Here is an 18,328-nt window from a genome sequence, read left to right as displayed (position 1 = left end):
TTTCAGGAAACGCCTATATGAATGCTCCGTTTACATATTCATCGCCCACGCTTAGCGTAGAAGCTCTTAAGCACTCTATCGCTTATAAGCTGATGTTTACGATTGGAAAGGATCCGGTCGTAGCCAATAAACATGAATGGCTGAACGCAACGTTATTTGCTGTGCGCGATCGTCTCGTGGAGCGCTGGTTACGCTCGAATCGTGCCCAGCTATCGCAAGAAACTCGACAGGTTTACTACCTGTCGATGGAGTTTTTGATTGGCCGAACTCTCTCCAATGCCATGCTGTCGTTAGGTATTTATGACGATGTCCAGGGTGCGCTGGAGTCGATGGGATTAAATCTCGAAGAGTTGATTGATGAGGAAAATGACCCGGGCCTCGGTAACGGCGGCCTGGGGCGTCTGGCGGCCTGCTTCCTGGATTCACTGGCGACTTTAGGGTTGCCGGGACGCGGTTACGGAATCCGTTATGACTACGGTATGTTCAAACAGAACATCGTTAACGGCAGTCAGAAAGAGTCTCCGGACTACTGGCTGGAGTACGGTAATCCGTGGGAATTTAAACGCCACAATACGCGCTACAAAGTGCGTTTTGGCGGTCGTATTCAGCAAGAAGGCAAGAAAACGCGCTGGATTGAAACCGAAGAAATTTTGGCCGTGGCTTACGACCAAATCATCCCAGGTTATGATACTGACGCGACAAACACCTTGCGTCTGTGGAGCGCACAAGCCAGTAGCGAAATTAATCTCGGTAAATTTAACCAGGGCGATTACTTCGCGGCGGTGGAGGACAAAAACCACTCCGAGAACGTTTCCCGCGTGCTTTACCCGGATGATTCCACCTATTCCGGGCGTGAACTGCGGTTGCGTCAGGAGTATTTCCTGGTCTCCTCAACCATTCAGGACATTTTAAGTCGCCATTATCAGTTGCATAAAACCTACGATAATCTGGCGGATAAAATCGCGATTCATCTCAACGACACCCATCCGGTGCTGTCGATTCCTGAGCTGATGCGCCTGCTGATTGATGAGCACAAATTTAGCTGGGACGACGCTTTTGAAGTGTGCTGTGAGGTCTTCTCATACACCAACCACACGCTGATGAGCGAGGCGCTGGAAACCTGGCCGGTCGATATGCTGGGTAAAATTCTGCCGCGTCATTTGCAGATTATCTTTGAGATCAACGACTATTTCCTGAAAACCTTGCAGGAGCAGTATCCGAACGATACCGACTTGTTGGGACGGGCGTCGATCATTGATGAATCTAATGGGCGTCGTGTGCGGATGGCCTGGCTGGCTGTTGTGGTCAGTCACAAAGTTAACGGTGTGTCGGAGTTGCACTCTAATCTGATGGTGCAATCGCTGTTTGCCGACTTTGCGAAAATCTTCCCAGGGCGTTTCACCAACGTCACCAACGGTGTGACGCCGCGTCGTTGGCTGGCGGTGGCGAACCCGTCGCTTTCAGCCGTACTGGACGAACACCTGGGGCGTAACTGGCGTACCGACCTGAGCCAATTAAACGAGCTACAACAGCACTGTGATTTCCCGATGGTCAATCATGCTGTTCATCAGGCGAAGCTGGATAACAAAAAGCGTCTGGCGGAGTACATCGCACAACAACTGAATGTGGTGGTGAATCCGAAAGCGCTGTTTGATGTGCAAATCAAACGTATTCACGAATACAAACGTCAATTGATGAATGTGTTACACGTTATCACCCGCTATAACCGTATCAAGGCCGATCCTGATGCGAAATGGGTTCCGCGTGTGAATATTTTTGCCGGTAAGGCAGCATCGGCCTATTACATGGCGAAGCACATTATCCATTTGATCAACGATGTAGCGACGGTGATCAACAACGATCCGCAGATTGGCGACAAGTTGAAAGTGGTGTTTATCCCGAACTACAGCGTCAGCCTGGCGCAGTTGATCATCCCGGCGGCCGATCTTTCCGAACAGATCTCACTGGCAGGGACAGAAGCTTCTGGCACCAGCAACATGAAGTTTGCACTTAACGGTGCGCTGACTATCGGAACGCTGGACGGCGCGAATGTTGAGATGCTGGATCATGTCGGTGCGGACAACATCTTTATCTTTGGTAACACAGCGGAAGAAGTGGAAGAACTGCGTCGTCAGGGCTACAAACCGCGTGAATACTACGAGAAAGATGAAGAACTGCATCAGGTGCTGACGCAAATCGGCAGCGGCGTGTTCAGTCCGGAAGATCCGGGCCGCTACCGCGATCTGGTTGATTCGCTGATCAACTTTGGCGATCACTACCAGGTACTGGCGGATTATCGCAGCTATGTCGATTGCCAGGATAAGGTTGACGAACTTTACGAGCGTCCGGAAGAGTGGACAGCCAAAGCGATGCTGAACATCGCCAATATGGGCTACTTCTCTTCTGATCGAACCATCAAAGAGTACGCCGATCTTATCTGGCATATTGATCCAGTGAGATTGTAATTTCGCAAAGTGATAACTGCCGTGTGTTCCATTTAAAACTATCGTTAATGGGCATACGGCATTTTTATATCAGATAAATAATATGTCATGACGATTTACACACAGCATCTATTAATAATAAATTATTAATAAAAAATTTCATCTGAGTACGCATCATATAATAAACACCATAAATAAATAACCAATAAATCATTCGTTATATTTATATATTTCACCACTCCTCAGCTATTCTGTTTAAAATAAAACCCTTTATTTTCAATCTACTGTATGTTTATATAAAGTCACTCATTGCGAGTATGGGATTTTTTAGTTACATTGCTAAACAGCACATATAATATTTTTAAGTCAATCTATCCCTTAATATAATCCCCCTGGGATTCACCAACGCCAGCTTTGCTCATCTTAATAATGTGACTTGTTAAAGCTGAATGTAATAATAATCGCCAATATTGCTTGGATTTTTTAACAAAAGGAAAGGTATAAATGAAATTCAATCTATCTAATTTATCCGTAGTTTTACTCGCATCAGGTATGCTGATGTCAACTGCGGTAACCGCTGCGCCAGGCGATGCCTCACAATTTGGTGGTGCCGATACAGACTGGAGCACCGTTGATTATCCGAAACTTACCGATATGGATGACAACACCGATGCGATGGGCGGAAACATTCGTTTTACTGGTCGCGTGGTTAAAGCGACGTGTAAGATTGCAACAGAATCGAAACAGATTGAAGTGGTACTGCCAGTCGTACCTTCTAACGCTTTCACGGGCATCGATACTGAAGCAACGGGTGCCAGTAACCAGACTAACTTCAACATTAAACTAACCGATTGTAGCAATACGACCAGTCAAAATATTGAATTCCGTTTTACTGGTGCAGCTGACGGTGCCAACCAGACGCTTGCCAATGAAGTGGAAGGGGCTGCTGATGCTGATGGTACTGGCGAAGCGGGAGCAACTGGAGTAGGGATTCGTATTTATTCTAAAAACACGACAACTGATGGCCTGGTTAAACTGAATACACAATCTCCTCAGGGGAGTAGTTCTTCGGCGGCTTACGTGATTCCTGGCGATGCAACCGCCCATGATTTTATCGCTGCATTTACCGCGGGCTATGCTCAGAACGGTAGTACCGTTGCACCAGGTCTGGTGAAATCTACGGCAAGTTTCGTCGTGCTGTACGAATAATTACAACAATATAATTTCAGGTTACAGTTATTTGTAGCCTGAAATTAATACTACGTGTTTATTTATAATAAATATACACGAGTTAATAATTGCAGTTAATTTTCATCTACAAGGATGCAGTATGAGATGGATTTCAAAAAATAAATGTTTTGCAAATAGAAACATTAAACCTTCGCTGAAGACTCAATATGCCATAAGGGCCGGTGCTCTATTTTTTCTGTCCGCCATATCTATCAACGCTATTGCAGCGGGTGGTTTTGGTCTTGGTTCTACGCGTCTGGTTTATCCATCTGACAGTCAGCAAATTACGTTAAGTGTGCAGAATGGTGGGGCCAATACCAGCTATTTAATTCAGTCATGGGTGGATGACAATCAAAGCGGTAAGAAAAGTCCAAACTTTGTGGTTACGCCTCCATTATTTATGTTGCCAACCCGAAAAGAAGCATCACTGCGGATAATGTTTATTGGTAAAACACAGTTACCGACTGACCGTGAAACACTATTCTGGATGAACGTGAAAGCGATTCCGCCGACGGATGAGAAGAATACCCAGAAAAACACATTACAACTGGCGTTACAAAACAGGATTAAATTATTTTACCGTCCGACTAACTTACCCGTTCAGGCTGGTAAAGCACGGGATATGCTGCGATTTAAATACGAAGGTAAACAACTGAAAATCATTAACCCTTCTCCCTATTACCTGACGGTGACAGGAATCAGGGTGCAAGGGGCAAAATTACCCAATACGTTTGTTCCCCCAAAAAGCGACATCACAGTATCTTCTCCGGTGACGTTAGCGGGCGAAATTACTTATCAAACTATCAATGATTATGGTGCCACAACGGCCAGGCAAAAGGGAACGATGCAATAAACCTGGAAGATTAAAACGTTAAAGCAACTCAGGTCAGGGATATGAACCTAAAGCTCAAAAAACTCGAACACTGGATGGCAAGGAACAAGCAGATGGGGCAGTGTATACCGCTTCTACTGACACTTTTGCCTGCGTATTCAGTGGCGGGTATGCGCTTTAACCCTGCCTTTCTGTCGGGTGATACTGAAGCTGTTGCTGATTTATCTCGTTTTGAGAAAGGGATGACTTATCTACCTGGTAGTTATGAGGTTGAAATATGGGTCAATGATTCGCCTTTGACATCACGTAAGGTCACTTTCAAAGCTGATGAGCAGAATCAGTTGATTCCCTGTTTTTCGCTCGATGAATTAGTCATTTTAGGAATCAACAAAAGTGCATTGCCGGAGCAGGCGCAAGATGAGGGTAATCATTGTCTCGATTTGCGTATATGGTTTGCAGAAGTTCAATATACACCTGAACTTGATGCGCAACGACTCAAACTGACTTTCCCGCAGGCAATATTAAAGCATGAGGCACGTGGCTATATTCCACCTGAAGAATGGGATAATGGTATCCCGGCAGTTCTTATTAATTATGATTTTTCTGGCAATAGTGATCGTGGCGACTACGTGTCTGATAGCTATTATTTAAATCTGCGTTCAGGTTTAAATTTAGGGGCGTGGCGTTTTCGTGATTACTCTACATGGAGTCGTTCAGGTAATTCACCGGGGAAAATTGCACATGTGAGTAGTACATTACAACGGGTAATTATTCCTTTCAAAAGTGAATTAACACTGGGTGATACCTGGTCTTCATCAGATGTTTTCGACAGCGTGAGTATTCGTGGTGCTAAACTTGAGTCCGACGAAAACATGCTGCCCGATAGCCAAAGTGGTTTTGCCCCTACTGTGCGCGGCATTGCTAAAAGCAATGCTCAGGTAACGATTAAACAAAATGGCTATGTTATTTATCAGACTTATATTCCTCCCGGACCTTTTGAAATCAACGATCTGAACCCTACGTCTTCCGCAGGGGATTTGGAAGTTACGATTAAAGAGTCTGATAATTCCGAAACTATCTATACCATTCCTTACGCCGCTGTTCCCATCCTTCAACGCGAAGGCCATATAAAATATTCCGTGACGGCCGGTAAATATCGTACTAATAGCTACAATCAAAATAATCCATATATCTTTCAGGGCGATTTGATTTGGGGATTACCCTGGGATATTACTGCATATGGAGGAATACAATATTCTGATAATTATCGGGCAATAGCTCTCGGGCTGGGGTTCAACCTTGGTATGTTTGGAGCGACGTCATTCGATTTGACGCAAGCCAATAGCACGCTTGCCGATGGCAGTAAACATCAAGGGAAATCGTACCGTTTTCTATACTCAAAATCATTAGTGCAAACAGGTACGGCTTTTCAGATTATTGGTTATCGTTACTCGACGGAAGGATTTTATTCGTTGAGTGATACCACATATAAACAAATGTCGGGGACAGTTATCGATCCAGATACTCTTAATGAAAAAGACTATGTTTATAACTGGAATGATTTTTACAATTTGCGTTATAACAAAAGAGGAAAGTTTCAGGCAAATATATCGCAACCATTAGGCAAATATGGTTCTATGTATTTGGCGGCAAGTCAGCAAAGTTACTGGAATACGAATAATAAAGATACCTTATATCAGGTCGGCTATAATACGAGCGTGCATGGGGTTTATTTAAATGTTGCTTATAATTATAGCAAATCACCGGGTTCTGATGCTGACAGAATCTTATCCGTCAATGTCTCATTGCCGATCAGCAATTGGCTATCACCAGCCGTTGATGGGCGTAATGCATCAAATTCTATGACTGCGACTTATGGTTACAGTCAGGATAATAGCGGCCATGTGAATCAGTATGCTGGAGTATCAGGCTCACTGCTGGAGCAACATAATCTTAACTATAACATTCAACAAAATTTCGCCAATCAGAATAATGGTGGGAATGGATCGGTAGGTTTAAACTACCGTGGTGCTTATGGTTCACTAAATTCAGGATACAGCTACGATAATAATGGTAACCAGCAATTTAACTATGGTTTAAGTGGTGCCCTGGTTGTTCATGAAAATGGTCTCACGCTAAGCCAGCCGTTAGGTGAAACAAATATACTGATAAAAGCACCTGGGGCAAACAATGTAAATGTGGAACGTGGAACGGGAGTGAAGACAGACTGGCGTGGCTATGCTGTCGTACCTTATGCCACGGAATACCGGCGTAATAATATCTCTTTAGATCCTATGTCTATGAGTATGCATACAGAATTAGATGCTACCAGCATGGAAGTGATACCCAGTAAAGGCGCTTTAGTTCGCGCTGAGTTTAATGCCCATGTCGGTATTCGTGGTTTATTTAATGTTCGCTATCGTAATAAACCTGTTCCATTTGGTGCGACAGCCAGTGTACCCACTGAGGGGACGACTCAGATTACAGGAATAGTTGGCGACAGTGGTCAGGTTTATCTCTCCGGTTTGCCTTTACAAGGCATAATAAATATACAGTGGGGAGACGGTTCTTATCAGCAATGTCAGGCAAGCTATCAATTACCGAAAAGCGAGATAGATAATGCTATTAGCTATGCAAATCTGGAGTGCCGCTAATGAATATATTACAGAAATTTATTTTATTAATTTTTACTTCATTATTCATGGTGGTGGTTTCATGTAATGCACTTGCTAACGATACCGTCGTGGTCACATTTACAGGTCAGTTATTAGCAAAAACATGTGATATTACAACTGGAAGTAAAGACCAGCCAGTAAACATGGGAACTTATGACGCCAATGATTTTTTAAATGTGGGGGATGTTTCTGGTAGTCATACATTTACGATAAATCTGGAAGGATGTCCAACGGCAACCAGTACTATTTATAGTTCAGGAGTCAGTGCTAATGTGCGGTTTAGCGGGGATACAGACACCATCAATACCACCTTATTACGCCTTACTTCCAGTGCAGATAGTGCAACTGGAGTGGGCGTCGAAATTTTAGATAACGATGATAAAGTTATTGCAATTAATGATGAGTCAGGTTTCAAAGAATTAGTTTTAGATAATAATGGCGATGCCAGTTTAGACTTTAAACTCCGCTATAAGTCAACTCAGCAAAACGTACATGCGGGGCAGGCAAATGCACTGTTGTACTTTGATATAGACTATCAGTGAGGATAATATGACGCGCTATTGTAATTTAATTGCTTTGTTATTCTCTGTGATATCAATATCATCCATTGCTGATGATACAACGCATACAGGTGTTGTACGTATAGAAGGAATAATAACGGCAAAGACTTGCATTGTTGCCGATGAGTCTAAAAATTTTACGGTCAACATGCCAGATGTGCCCAGTTATAGGGTTAGAAATTCAGGAGATGTCACTGAAAAAATTGACTTCTCTATAAAATTAACCCGCTGTGGCAGTGATGTCAGTAATGCCAATATCAAATTTGATGGAACATCAGTAAGTGAAGATACCACCCTGTATAAACTGGATGAGGGATCTGTTGAGGGGTTAGCGCTGGCTATTTTTGATAACAACAGACAAAGTATTAGTAATGGTATAATAAGCACCAGTTATGCTCTTACGCCATTGGTAGATAACACATTGCATTTCTTTGCGGCTTATAAAGCCATAAAAAATGATGTACAACCAGGAGATGCGAATGCATCAGTTTCCTTTATCGTCACTTATGATTAATGTGCTGATATTCTTTTTAATATGTTGCACAAATGCGCAAGCAGGGGTTGTCGTTGGCAGTACCCGTTTTGTTTACCCAGAAAAGCAGTCATCAATATCGGTCGAGCTTAAAAATACTGCCAGTAGAGATATGTTGGTTAAAATTTCCGTGACACCTGATGATGGACGTCAGTTAAAAGGGACAGTGGAATCCCAGCCTTTACTTCCAGATAAAATATTTATTGCGACGCCACCATTATTAGTACTTAAACAAGATAAACATACCAAAATAAGAATTAATCACGTGGGTGGCCAGTTACCTACAGATCGTGAGAGTTTATTTATACTGAATATTGCAGCGTTACCTGCTCAGGAACCAAACTCACAGCTTAAGAACGAAAATCAACTCCAGGTAGCCGTACGCAATAGGATGAAAATATTTTATCGCCCGGAGACATTATCAGGTAATCCACTTGACGCTTATAAACAGTTACGTTGGTCGCGAAACAATGAAACTGTCACCATTTTTAACCCTACCCCCTGGTATGTGACACTCTATAATTTATCTATTGATGGTAAAAGCATAAATGGTGGCATGGTCGCACCATTTAGCCATCGTCAACAGAATTGGTGTTTGCGGCAAGGATATTGTGAGGTTAACTGGCAAACGTTGGATCTTTATAATAATGCCTTACCTGTATGGAACGTGAAATTAAATGTTTTGCAAAATAATGCTATGGGTGCAGTAGCGATACATGGATAACCGGAGAAGCAGAATGTTAATTTATTCCTGGGGGAATATAAAAGTAATTTGTATATTGTTTTTTCTTTTAATTAGTAGTTGCTATAACATCGTGTATGCAGAAGATATGGGACGGGATCGCGCTTTTTGTTATCCTGGAAAGCCAGGCAATAATACTACTCCTGCGACATTTTCTTATAATTTGGGTACTGTTACTGTCTCAGATGTTAATAATAATGCTCCCGGGAAAATATTACCAGTACAGAACTGGAAAATAGGGACTTATCAAGCGTATTGCAATTCCCTGGATGATTACGAGATTTATTTTTCAGCCAAATCTGGCATAGATCCATCAGGTGCGTCTGGTGATCATCAGGGAAGCGATATATTTATTCAGTTGACTCATGAAATATCGGTTTCAACACATATAAAACTCCATAAAAGAGATGGAACAATGACAGATAAGACAGTTCCTTTTGACAACTACAGCACCGATTATCCAAAAGACAGAAGTAAACCATCGAGTTGGTCATCCGGAACAGAAGGCTATATAAAAATCAGACTTGATAAAAAAATAATATCCGACATCTCAATAAATAACGTGCTGCTGGTTTCTTTGTATGCCAGCCAGCTCCCAACGGAGCACGGACCAGTTCCTGTATTTAATGCTTATATTGGTAACTTAAATATTGAGGTTCCACAAGGGTGCACAATTAATGAGGGCACTAGTTTTACCGTTAATATGCCGGATGTCTGGGCCAGTGAGCTAAGTCGGGCTGGTGCTGGAGTGAAACCAACGGGCGTTTCCCCGGTTGCAACCACTATTCCGATAAACTGTACAAATAAAGATATTGATGCCGTAATGACGCTGGTTTTTGATGGCAATATTTCATCAACGAGAGATGTTAATGGTCGGCAAAGCATTATTCAGGCGGAGGATAACCCAGACGTTGGCATTATGATTATGGATAGCCAACAGGAGTCCGTAGACTTGAATGAGCTGGCTGCGCATGTTGGCGTGCCATTTAAGTTAGTTGAAAACCGGGCTGAGTCAGCTCAGACGGCAGACGTGACTTTTCTGTCTCTCCCCGTCAGTACCACAGGGCGGCTACCTGCTGCGGGTCGTTATAATGCCCTGGCTATTTTGCGGGTGGAATATCAGTAATGTGTGTGAGTACAGAATCGGATTAGCCCGCTTTTAGCCATCGGTGCAAAATAAAGCGCAGTAACAGCAAGGATGAATAATATGCAAAACGGAAAATGGATTTTGACCTCGCTGGTAATGACTTTTTTCGGCATCCCCATACTGACGCAATTTTTGGCAGCGGTTGTTGCCATGCTGGGGAGCGGGCTTACCGCCATTCTTGAGGTTTGCAATTTACTCTTCACGCCAACAATTTACCTTCTGCTTAACATTTTTATGTTGGCGCTGGGCGCGATAATGCTATTTTTCTCGGGGCGAGTATGGGCGGGCGATAGCGCTCCAGAAAAAAGAGAAATAGCCGCCTGGCGACAATGCTTTTTTCTGTTACCGGCACTATTAATCCTGATTGGCTGGATAATCACGCTACATCTGGCAGATTATCAATTTCGCCAGATGGGAGCAGATTGGTTGGCAAACCTTATGCTTCCCTGGCTGGGCGTTTTGTTAGTCTCATTAGTTGGTGGTGAGTTCTGGTGGATAGTCATAATTCCCGTTGGGGCGCATATCAGTTTTTCGCTGGGATACGCCTGGCCAACCAGACATTCTTTAACCGGCACATCCGGGCTACGTTGCCGTAATTCTCTCCTGTTTATCCTTCTCATGCTTGGTTTTGTCGCTGGTTATCAGGCTTATTTATATAAACAGCTCAATCCCGGCGTTGGTGTACGCGAAAATATTGATACCTGGGCCTGGCGACCCGATAAACTCAATAATCAACTTACAGCGCTGCGTGGTAAACCACAAATCCAGTTTACGCAAAACTGGCCGCGACTCGATGGCGCTACGGCAGCGTACCCAATTTATGCCTCTGCATTTTATGCGTTAAGCGTAATACCGGAAGATTTACACACCCGGGAATATTTGGCGAACTCTCGCACGCCGGAGGCGTATAACAAAATCGTTAAGGGAGACGCTGATATTATTTTTGTGGCTCAACCTTCCGGTGGGCAGAAAAAACGTGCAGAGGAATCAGGTGTTACTTTGATGTACACACCTTTTGCTCGCGAAGCATTTGTTTTCATCGTCAATGCGGATAACCCGGTTAATTCCCTGACTGAACAACAAGTGCGTGACATCTTCAGTGGCGCAATTACCAACTGGCGCACGGTTGGCGGTAATGATCAGGAGATCCAGACCTGGCAACGCCCGGAAGACTCGGGTAGTCAGACGGTGATGCAATCACAGGTCATGAAAAATATCCGCATGATCTCTCCGCAGGAAACAGAAGTAGCAAGTGTGATGGAAGGAATGATTAAAGTCGTTGCCGAATACCGTAATACAAACAACGCAATTGGTTACACCTTCCGCTATTACGCCACGCAAATGAATGCTGATAAGAATATAAAATTATTAGCGATTAACGGCATTGCGCCGACTGCGGAAAACATTCGCAACGGCAAATATCCGTACATCGTCGATGCGTTCATGGTGACGCGGGAAAATACAACGTCAGAAACACAAAAACTGGTGGAGTGGTTTTTAACGCCACAAGGGCAGAGCCTGGTAGATGATGTTGGTTATGTGCCGCTGTATAAAACGTTATCAGATATTAAATAATAAAGTAAACAGGGGGCAGATATGGATATGAAGATTTTATTACCTATCAGCAGTTGCTTACTCTTTCTTCCTGAGAGTAATGCTGCCCACCAGAGTATTTCACCGCCTTTCCTGCATTACACATTAGCTTGTGAAAGAGAGCAAATTAACCCCGGAATTAATTTGTCTGAGTATTATTCAGAAAATGAATTTGACTTGTACCAATATTATGCTTTTCGTTGCCCGGATATAGAGAATCAAGTCAGAGGGCCATCAGTTTCTGTTTTATTGAGAGTGAGCGTGAAAAGTCCGTTTGAGGACAGGTTAAATATTTCAACATCATATGCAGTTTACCCTGATTATAATATCGATAAATTAATTTACTGGAGTGATGATGGCAACAGGGAGAAATCAACGCTAAACGACTCTGTTAATGTTACTCAATAAAATATGAAACAAAAAATAGAAAAAGCTTTAACGGTTTTGCTTATGATTTACGCCGGATCCGCAGTTGCCGAAGGCAAAGTGAACGATTTATGCCACATAGGTAATCGTGTAGATAAACTAGAGATTATAAATTATCCGCAGGGATACACTTCGCCAGTTTCAATTGATGAGGGACGGCTGAATGAAATTTATAAATACAAGGTTGAAATCACTGAGCTTGATGATAAAGAAAGTAAAAAAATTGTTGAGCTATTACAGATGGATTATGCTGAACAAGAGGAAAATGTTACTAATCTGAGGTGGCGCGTGAATATCACTTCATATCAAAATAAAAAATGTGATATCTATTTTGATGGTTTTGGTTTATGTGGAAAAATTAACGGTGAGAATGTCTGCTTCAGGCATAATGAAATGATACGATGGATAGAGTTCCATATTTCTGTGTTTCTACATAGCGTTAATGAATGAGCGTTATGAAATAATGGATTTATCAACAAACCCCTGACATTCTCAATAGCCTTGCACAGTTTTTTATTGCACGGATTTTGAATAGATATCATCTAGAGGATAGGTTTATCCTGACAGTTTAAACTGTCCGTTAATAATAAAGGACAACCAAATGGAATTAGTGCGCTTTGTTCATGCCGGATGCGGCGTGAACGCCTTATCCGGCCTACAAAACCATGCAAATTCAATATATTGCATAAACCACGTAGGCCTGATAAGCGTAGCGCATCAGGCCGCTTTTGCGTTTGTCATCAGTCTCAGGTCAGATTGAAATCTGACCTGGCCTGCTTACGTTAAATCATGACGCTAGCGATAACCTCTGCTGCGTATACTCCACCAACCACTGACTCATGCGAGATTGTTGTTCTGCATTCAGCCACATGCCTTGTTTTGTGCGACGCCACAGGGCATCGTCGGCGCGGCGTACCCATTCGTGGTCAACCAGATATTTCAGCTCCGCTTCGTAAAACTCATGACCGAAATCTTCCCCGAGATCGTTTATCGCCTCCGCATTGCCGAGCAGCAGTTCGCTGTTGCTGCCGTAAGTACGTGCGTAATGACGTGCCAGCGATTCAGTCAGGAACGGATAGCGGCGGCGCAGGCGGGCTGCGTAGTCGTCGCGGTCGCCTTCGATGGCTCCACCAGGTAATACGCTCTCTTTCGTCCACGCCGGGCCAATACCCTGATAATACGGCGTCAGTTTTTCCAGCGCGTGTTCCGCCAGTTTACGATAGGTCGTCAGCTTGCCGCCAAATACCGACAGCAGCGGTGCTTTGCCGTTTTCATCATGGATATCGAGCGTGTAATCACGAGTGATTGCCTGCGGTGAGTCGGATTCATCATCACACAGCGGACGCACGCCGGAGTAAGTCCAGACGATATCGTCACGGCTTAACTGTTTTTTAAAGTGCGCGTTATACACCTTCAGCAGGTAATTTATTTCGCTCTCTTCAATCTTCACTGCTTTCGGAGCGCCTTTGTATTCCACATCGGTGGTGCCGATGATGGAAAACTCATCCATCCACGGGATCACGAACACAATACGTTTATCTTCGTTTTGCAGAATGTAGGCCTGTTTCTGGGTATGCACACGCGGCACCACAATATGGCTGCCTTTGATCAGGCGAATGCCATAAGGTGAAGGCAGATGCATTCCTTCGTCGAAGAACTGTTTCACCCACGGACCGGTGGCGTTAACCAGGCCGCGAGCCTGCCATGTATATTTTTTGCCGGTATCGATATCTTCCGCTTCCACAATCCACAAACCGTTTTCGCGGCGGGCAGACGTGGCACGAGTACGGGTAAGCACTTCGCCGCCTTTACGCACGACCATCTGGGCGTTGGCTAATACCAGACGGGCGTCGTCGACCCAACAGTCGGAATATTCGAATCCGCGCGTAATTTCCGGTTTTAATACTGAATTTGCGCCAAAACGCAAACCGGTTGATCCCGGCAGGCTGGTTCGTTTACCCAAATGATCGTACATAAACAGACCAATGCGGATCATCCACGCCGGGCGTAGATGCGGACGATGCGGCAGGCGAAAACGCATTGGGAAAGCGATATGCGGGGCCATTTTCAGCAACACTTCACGTTCTGCCAGCGCCTCGCTGACCAGACGGAATTCATAGTGTTCAAGGTAACGCAGGCCACCGTGAATGAGTTTTGAACTGGCGGAAGATGTCGCACAAGCGAGATCCTGCGCTTCCAGCATTAGCACGGATAAACCGCGTCCAGCGGCGTCTGCCGCGATACCAGCACCATTGATGCCGCCACCTATCACAATCAGATCTTTGGTTTCCATGCTGCCCTCATTCACTTTCGTTAAAGCTCATAAATGTTCGTTATCGAACATAATAGCAAACAAACGCGCTTTGAGTAACATTGAAAAAACATTTTAGAGTGATATGCATAACATTATGGCGTTTATCTGCCGCTCCGACGTAAACTGTGCGATAAATTTGCCCACTTGTTTGTAAAGAAAGAGAGACGCATGGATCAGTTCGAATGTATTAACGTTGCCGACGCGCACCAGAAGTTGCAGGAAAAAGAGGCGGTGCTGGTCGATATTCGCGATCCACAAAGTTTCGCAATGGGGCATGCGGCGCAGGCTTTCCATCTAACCAATGACACGCTGGGTGCGTTCATGCGCGAAAATGACTTCGATACCCCGGTAATGGTGATGTGTTACCACGGTAATAGCAGCAAAGGCGCGGCGCAGTATCTGCTGCAACAGGGTTATGATGTGGTTTACAGTATCGATGGTGGCTTTGAAGCCTGGCAGCGTCAGTTTCCCGCAGAGGTGGCTTACGGCGCGTAACGCTTTATACTGTCCCCTTTTGTGTGGAATAAGCGACAGCAACGATGTTGATGATTACCTCTTTTGCTAACCCCCGCGTGGCGCAGGCATTTGTTGATTACATGGCGACACAGGGCGTTATCCTCACGATTCAACAACATAACCAAAGCGATGTCTGGCTGGCGGATGAATCCCAGGCCGAACGCGTGCGGGCAGAGCTGGCGCGTTTTCTCGAAAACCCGGCAGATCCGCGTTATCTCGCCGCCAGTTGGCAGTCAGGTCATACCGGTAGTGGCCTGCACTATCGCCGTTTTCCTTTCTTTGCCACTTTGCGTGAACGTGCAGGCCCGGTCACCTGGGTAGTGATGATTGCCTGCGTGCTGGTGTTTATCGCCATGCAAATTCTTGGCGATCAGGAAGTGATGTTATGGCTGGCCTGGCCATTCGATCCGACGCTGAAATTTGAGTTCTGGCGCTACTTCACGCATGCGTTAATGCACTTCTCGCTGATGCATATCCTCTTTAACCTGCTCTGGTGGTGGTATCTCGGTGGCGCAGTGGAAAAACGCCTCGGTAGCGGTAAGCTGATAGTCATTACTCTCATCAGCGCCCTGTTAAGCGGCTATGTGCAGCAAAAGTTCAGTGGGCCGTGGTTTGGCGGGCTTTCCGGCGTGGTTTATGCACTGATGGGCTACGTCTGGCTACGCGGCGAGCGCGATCCACAAAGCGGTATTTACCTGCAACGTGGGTTAATCATCTTTGCGCTGATCTGGATTGTTGCCGGATGGTTTGATTTGTTTGGGATGTCGATGGCGAATGGAGCACACATCGCCGGGTTAGCCGTGGGTTTAGCGATGGCTTTTGTTGATTCGCTCAATGCGCGAAAACGAAAATAATTCCAGGGATTTATAAATGAAACAAACACAACGACACAACGGTATTATCGAACTGGTTAAGCAGCAGGGCTATGTCAGCACCGAAGAGCTGGTAGAGCATTTTTCCGTCAGCCCGCAGACTATTCGCCGTGACCTCAATGAACTGGCGGAACAGAACCTGATCCTGCGCCATCATGGCGGCGCGGCGCTGCCTTCCAGTTCGGTTAACACGCCGTGGCACGATCGCAAAGCTACCCAGACCGAAGAAAAAGAGCGTATCGCCCGTAAAGTGGCCGAGCAGATCCCCAACGGTTCGACGCTGTTTATTGATATCGGCACCACGCCGGAAGCGGTGGCGCACGCGCTGCTCAATCACAGCAATTTGCGCATTGTCACCAACAATCTCAATGTCGCTAATACGCTGATGGTGAAAGAAGATTTCCGCATTATTCTCGCCGGTGGTGAATTGCGTAGCCGCGATGGCGGGATCATTGGCGAAGCGACGCTGGATTTTATCTCTCAGTTCCGCCTCGATTTCGGCATTCTTGGGATCAGCGGCATTGACAGCGACGGCTCGTTACTGGAGTTCGATTACCATGAAGTTCGCACCAAACGCGCCATTATTGAGAACTCGCGCCACGTTATGCTGGTTGTCGATCACTCAAAATTTGGCCGTAATGCGATGGTAAACATGGGCAGCATCAGCATGGTCGATGCCGTTTACACCGACACCATGCCGCCTGCGGGGGTGATGCAGGTGCTGACGGACCATCATATTCAACTGGAACTGTGCTGAGTCAGTACCGATTCCCACGTCAGACCAAAACGCGCCAGGTATTTGCGTAGCCGATCCGCGTCATTAACGCTGGCTCTGCCCTGGCGCGAAACGTCAAAAAGTTCACGTCCGGCGGCGGAAAGCGATTTTGCCTGGCGACAAATGGCAATCACGTTTTCCAGTTGCATTCGGTCGAAGAGATCGATGTTCTCCACCTCTGCGCCCAGCAACGTCGTAAGTGCCGAAGGGTGACTCTCCTGCCAGTTATAGTGCAGACGGCGAATCTCATCTTCCACAGCTTCCAGAGTGATGCGTCCGCTATTGGCGAACGTCGCCATACGCGTAACACTGGCAGAAAGTTCGCGAAAATTACCGCGCCATGTTGCCTGGGGGGATGTCGCAAAAGCCAGCCATGCGCGCCGCGCTTCGGTGTTAAAACGCACGCTATCGCCGGTGAGTGAGGCGTGGCGCTCCACTTCATAATCCAGGTTAGGCTCAATATCCTCCTGACGCTGGCGTAGTCCTGGCAGAGTGAAGGTCCAGAGATTTATCCGCGCATACAGGTCTTCACGAAATCTCCCTTCAGCGACCAACTGGCGCAAATCGCGCACCGTTCCGGCGATAAGCTGAAAATCGCTACTCACCTGGCGATCGCTGCCAAACGGATAAAAAGTTTTCTCTTCAATGGCTTTCAGCAACATGGCTTGTTCATCTGCGCCCAGTTCGCCAATTTCATCAAGAAACAACATGCCGCCGTTGGCGCTGCGTAATAACCCTTCCCGCGCCTCTCTCGCGCCGGTGAACGCACCTTTCACATGACCAAACAGCGCCGACATGGCGGTATCACCGCGCAGCGTGGCGCAGTTCACTTCAACAAACGCGCCGCTAAACTGATGCCGTGCCTGTTTTAATTCGAAGATGCGTCGTGCCAGAAACGACTTGCCCGCGCCGGTCGGGCCATTAAGCAGGATTGGCGCGCGGGATTTAATCGCTACTTTTTCGATCTGTTCAATCATGCGGTTGAAGTGTGGGTTACGCGTGGCGATGCCTGACTTAAGAAAATCGAGCGTTTGCTGGCGTTCTTCGGCAAAGCGGCTGGCGATAGCGTTATAACGGCTTAAATCGAGATCGATAATCGTCACTGCGCCTGCGCTATCCGGCTGTTCTTTCTTGCGCGGCGGGGAAGTTTGCGCCAGTCGGGCGGGCAGGTAACGCGCTTCTGCCAGCAAAAACCAGCAAATTTGCGCTACGTGGGTGCCAGTGGTGATGTGAATTAAATAGTCTTCTTTATCAGGTTGAAAAGCGTAACCACGGGCGAAATCATGCAGGCAGGCGTAGACCTCTTCGAAATCCCACGGATTATGGAGTTCCACTTCTACACCTACAACCTGCGTTTCTGGTGAAATGCTGGCGATATCGCGTTTAAGCGTTTCAAACAGCGAGCGTGAGCGGGCGTCGTGTAATAATTCCAGTCGATCAATCACCAATGATTCTTGCTGGCATAAACAGAGTGTCGGCCGCCATTTCGACCAGCGTTGGCTACCGCGCCCGGCATAATCCAGTACGGTTCCGACAAAACCAAAAGCCACTGTTTTACGCATCTTAGATATCCTTATAAAAGACGATATTTCATTATCGGTTAAGTGGCTTTATAGAAAATCTCCGTATACGGACTTTGTTCTTTTAATTAAATAAAAACAATTAATTAT

At 45.7% G+C, this 18,328-nt stretch carries 16 protein-coding genes; 14 read left to right on the top strand and 2 right to left on the bottom strand.

Annotation, left to right across the window (positions count from 1 at the left end; genetic code table 11):
* Positions 1–17 precede the first annotated feature (17 nt).
* From glgP to A9587_RS12935, 11 genes are all read left to right on the top strand, one after another.
* Positions 18–2,465, top strand: coding sequence for a glycogen phosphorylase (gene glgP / locus A9587_RS12985; RefSeq protein WP_000993434.1), 2,448 nt, complete (start codon positions 18–20; stop codon positions 2,463–2,465).
* 483 nt (positions 2,466–2,948) lie between these two features.
* The gene (locus A9587_RS12980) at positions 2,949–3,653 is read left to right on the top strand and encodes a fimbrial protein (protein ID WP_001517251.1); all 705 of its coding nucleotides are present in this window, start codon (positions 2,949–2,951) and stop codon (positions 3,651–3,653) included.
* A gap of 121 nt (positions 3,654–3,774) precedes the next feature.
* Positions 3,775–4,527 (top strand): fimbria/pilus periplasmic chaperone, encoded by a 753-nt coding sequence (locus A9587_RS12975; RefSeq protein WP_105263304.1) that lies wholly within the window; start codon positions 3,775–3,777, stop codon positions 4,525–4,527.
* A 41-nt stretch (positions 4,528–4,568) separates the two neighbouring features.
* Positions 4,569–7,160: a fimbrial biogenesis usher protein gene (locus A9587_RS12970; protein WP_105263303.1), complete on the top strand. Its 2,592-nt coding sequence runs from the start codon at positions 4,569–4,571 to the stop codon at positions 7,158–7,160.
* Positions 7,161–7,207: 47 nt separating this feature from the next.
* On the top strand, positions 7,208–7,723 hold the full coding sequence (locus A9587_RS12965) for a fimbrial protein (protein ID WP_432243049.1): 516 nt from the start codon (positions 7,208–7,210) through the stop codon (positions 7,721–7,723).
* A gap of 7 nt (positions 7,724–7,730) precedes the next feature.
* Positions 7,731–8,255, top strand: a complete 525-nt coding sequence (locus tag A9587_RS12960; protein WP_000199134.1) for a fimbrial protein — start codon at positions 7,731–7,733, stop codon at positions 8,253–8,255.
* Positions 8,221–8,997 (top strand): fimbrial biogenesis chaperone, encoded by a 777-nt coding sequence (locus tag A9587_RS12955; RefSeq protein WP_123057477.1) that lies wholly within the window; start codon positions 8,221–8,223, stop codon positions 8,995–8,997. The genes A9587_RS12960 and A9587_RS12955 overlap by 35 nt, the downstream gene beginning before the upstream one ends.
* 13 nt (positions 8,998–9,010) lie before the next feature.
* Positions 9,011–10,141 (top strand): fimbrial protein, encoded by a 1,131-nt coding sequence (locus tag A9587_RS12950; protein WP_123057716.1) that lies wholly within the window; start codon positions 9,011–9,013, stop codon positions 10,139–10,141.
* An 81-nt stretch (positions 10,142–10,222) separates the two neighbouring features.
* A complete protein-coding gene (locus tag A9587_RS12945) occupies positions 10,223–11,737 on the top strand; it encodes a PstS family phosphate ABC transporter substrate-binding protein (RefSeq protein ID WP_123057475.1) in 1,515 nt (504 codons plus the stop codon).
* Between the two features lie 21 nt (positions 11,738–11,758).
* Entirely contained in the window at positions 11,759–12,163 is a 405-nt protein-coding gene (locus A9587_RS12940) for a hypothetical protein (RefSeq protein ID WP_105263298.1), read from the top strand.
* Positions 12,164–12,166: 3 nt separating this feature from the next.
* The gene (locus A9587_RS12935) at positions 12,167–12,631 is read left to right on the top strand and encodes a hypothetical protein (RefSeq protein WP_105263297.1); all 465 of its coding nucleotides are present in this window, start codon (positions 12,167–12,169) and stop codon (positions 12,629–12,631) included.
* A gap of 337 nt (positions 12,632–12,968) precedes the next feature.
* Here A9587_RS12935 and glpD read toward each other — a convergent pair whose 3' ends face one another.
* Complete coding sequence (gene glpD / locus A9587_RS12930) at positions 12,969–14,474, bottom strand: glycerol-3-phosphate dehydrogenase (protein ID WP_105263296.1); 1,506 nt, start codon at positions 14,472–14,474, stop codon at positions 12,969–12,971.
* Positions 14,475–14,663: 189 nt separating this feature from the next.
* On the opposite strand from glpD, the gene glpE reads away from it, so the two are divergent.
* The 3 genes from glpE to A9587_RS12915 are packed head-to-tail and all read left to right on the top strand — an operon-like array spanning position 14,664 to position 16,640.
* Complete coding sequence (glpE, locus tag A9587_RS12925; RefSeq protein WP_001517242.1) at positions 14,664–14,990, top strand: thiosulfate sulfurtransferase GlpE; 327 nt, start codon at positions 14,664–14,666, stop codon at positions 14,988–14,990.
* Between the two features lie 44 nt (positions 14,991–15,034).
* Positions 15,035–15,865 carry a rhomboid family intramembrane serine protease GlpG gene (gene glpG / locus A9587_RS12920; RefSeq protein WP_001517241.1) on the top strand — a complete coding sequence of 277 codons (831 nt, stop codon included), beginning with the start codon at positions 15,035–15,037 and terminating at the stop codon, positions 15,863–15,865.
* A 16-nt stretch (positions 15,866–15,881) separates the two neighbouring features.
* Positions 15,882–16,640 carry a DeoR/GlpR family transcriptional regulator gene (locus A9587_RS12915; protein ID WP_000815101.1) on the top strand — a complete coding sequence of 253 codons (759 nt, stop codon included), beginning with the start codon at positions 15,882–15,884 and terminating at the stop codon, positions 16,638–16,640.
* On the opposite strand, the gene rtcR is transcribed toward A9587_RS12915, so the two are convergent.
* The gene (rtcR, locus tag A9587_RS12910; RefSeq protein WP_105263295.1) at positions 16,622–18,220 is read right to left on the bottom strand and encodes a DNA-binding transcriptional regulator RtcR; all 1,599 of its coding nucleotides are present in this window, start codon (positions 18,218–18,220) and stop codon (positions 16,622–16,624) included. The two genes, A9587_RS12915 and rtcR, sit on opposite strands and share 19 nt — an antisense overlap.
* Between the last annotated feature and the right edge of the window lie 108 nt (positions 18,221–18,328).

The organism is Escherichia sp. MOD1-EC6162, from assembly GCF_002965125.1.
In the GTDB taxonomy this organism is placed as follows: domain Bacteria; phylum Pseudomonadota; class Gammaproteobacteria; order Enterobacterales; family Enterobacteriaceae; genus Escherichia; species Escherichia marmotae.
This window is presented reverse-complemented; position numbering and strand designations above follow the sequence as displayed.

Coding starts and splice junctions, on each gene's coding strand:
- A9587_RS12915 (WP_000815101.1), top strand. CDS start 15,882: ATGAAACAAACACAACGACACAACGGTATTATCGAACTGGTTAAGCAG.
- A9587_RS12965 (WP_432243049.1), top strand. CDS start 7,208: ATGGTGGTGGTTTCATGTAATGCACTTGCTAACGATACCGTCGTGGTC.
- A9587_RS12975 (WP_105263304.1), top strand. CDS start 3,775: ATGAGATGGATTTCAAAAAATAAATGTTTTGCAAATAGAAACATTAAA.
- glpE (WP_001517242.1), top strand. CDS start 14,664: ATGGATCAGTTCGAATGTATTAACGTTGCCGACGCGCACCAGAAGTTG.
- A9587_RS12940 (WP_105263298.1), top strand. CDS start 11,759: ATGGATATGAAGATTTTATTACCTATCAGCAGTTGCTTACTCTTTCTT.
- A9587_RS12960 (WP_000199134.1), top strand. CDS start 7,731: ATGACGCGCTATTGTAATTTAATTGCTTTGTTATTCTCTGTGATATCA.
- A9587_RS12955 (WP_123057477.1), top strand. CDS start 8,221: ATGCATCAGTTTCCTTTATCGTCACTTATGATTAATGTGCTGATATTC.
- A9587_RS12945 (WP_123057475.1), top strand. CDS start 10,223: ATGCAAAACGGAAAATGGATTTTGACCTCGCTGGTAATGACTTTTTTC.
- glgP (WP_000993434.1), top strand. CDS start 18: ATGAATGCTCCGTTTACATATTCATCGCCCACGCTTAGCGTAGAAGCT.
- A9587_RS12980 (WP_001517251.1), top strand. CDS start 2,949: ATGAAATTCAATCTATCTAATTTATCCGTAGTTTTACTCGCATCAGGT.
- glpD (WP_105263296.1), bottom strand. CDS start 14,474: ATGGAAACCAAAGATCTGATTGTGATAGGTGGCGGCATCAATGGTGCT.
- A9587_RS12970 (WP_105263303.1), top strand. CDS start 4,569: ATGAACCTAAAGCTCAAAAAACTCGAACACTGGATGGCAAGGAACAAG.
- glpG (WP_001517241.1), top strand. CDS start 15,035: ATGTTGATGATTACCTCTTTTGCTAACCCCCGCGTGGCGCAGGCATTT.
- A9587_RS12935 (WP_105263297.1), top strand. CDS start 12,167: ATGAAACAAAAAATAGAAAAAGCTTTAACGGTTTTGCTTATGATTTAC.
- A9587_RS12950 (WP_123057716.1), top strand. CDS start 9,011: ATGTTAATTTATTCCTGGGGGAATATAAAAGTAATTTGTATATTGTTT.
- rtcR (WP_105263295.1), bottom strand. CDS start 18,220: ATGCGTAAAACAGTGGCTTTTGGTTTTGTCGGAACCGTACTGGATTAT.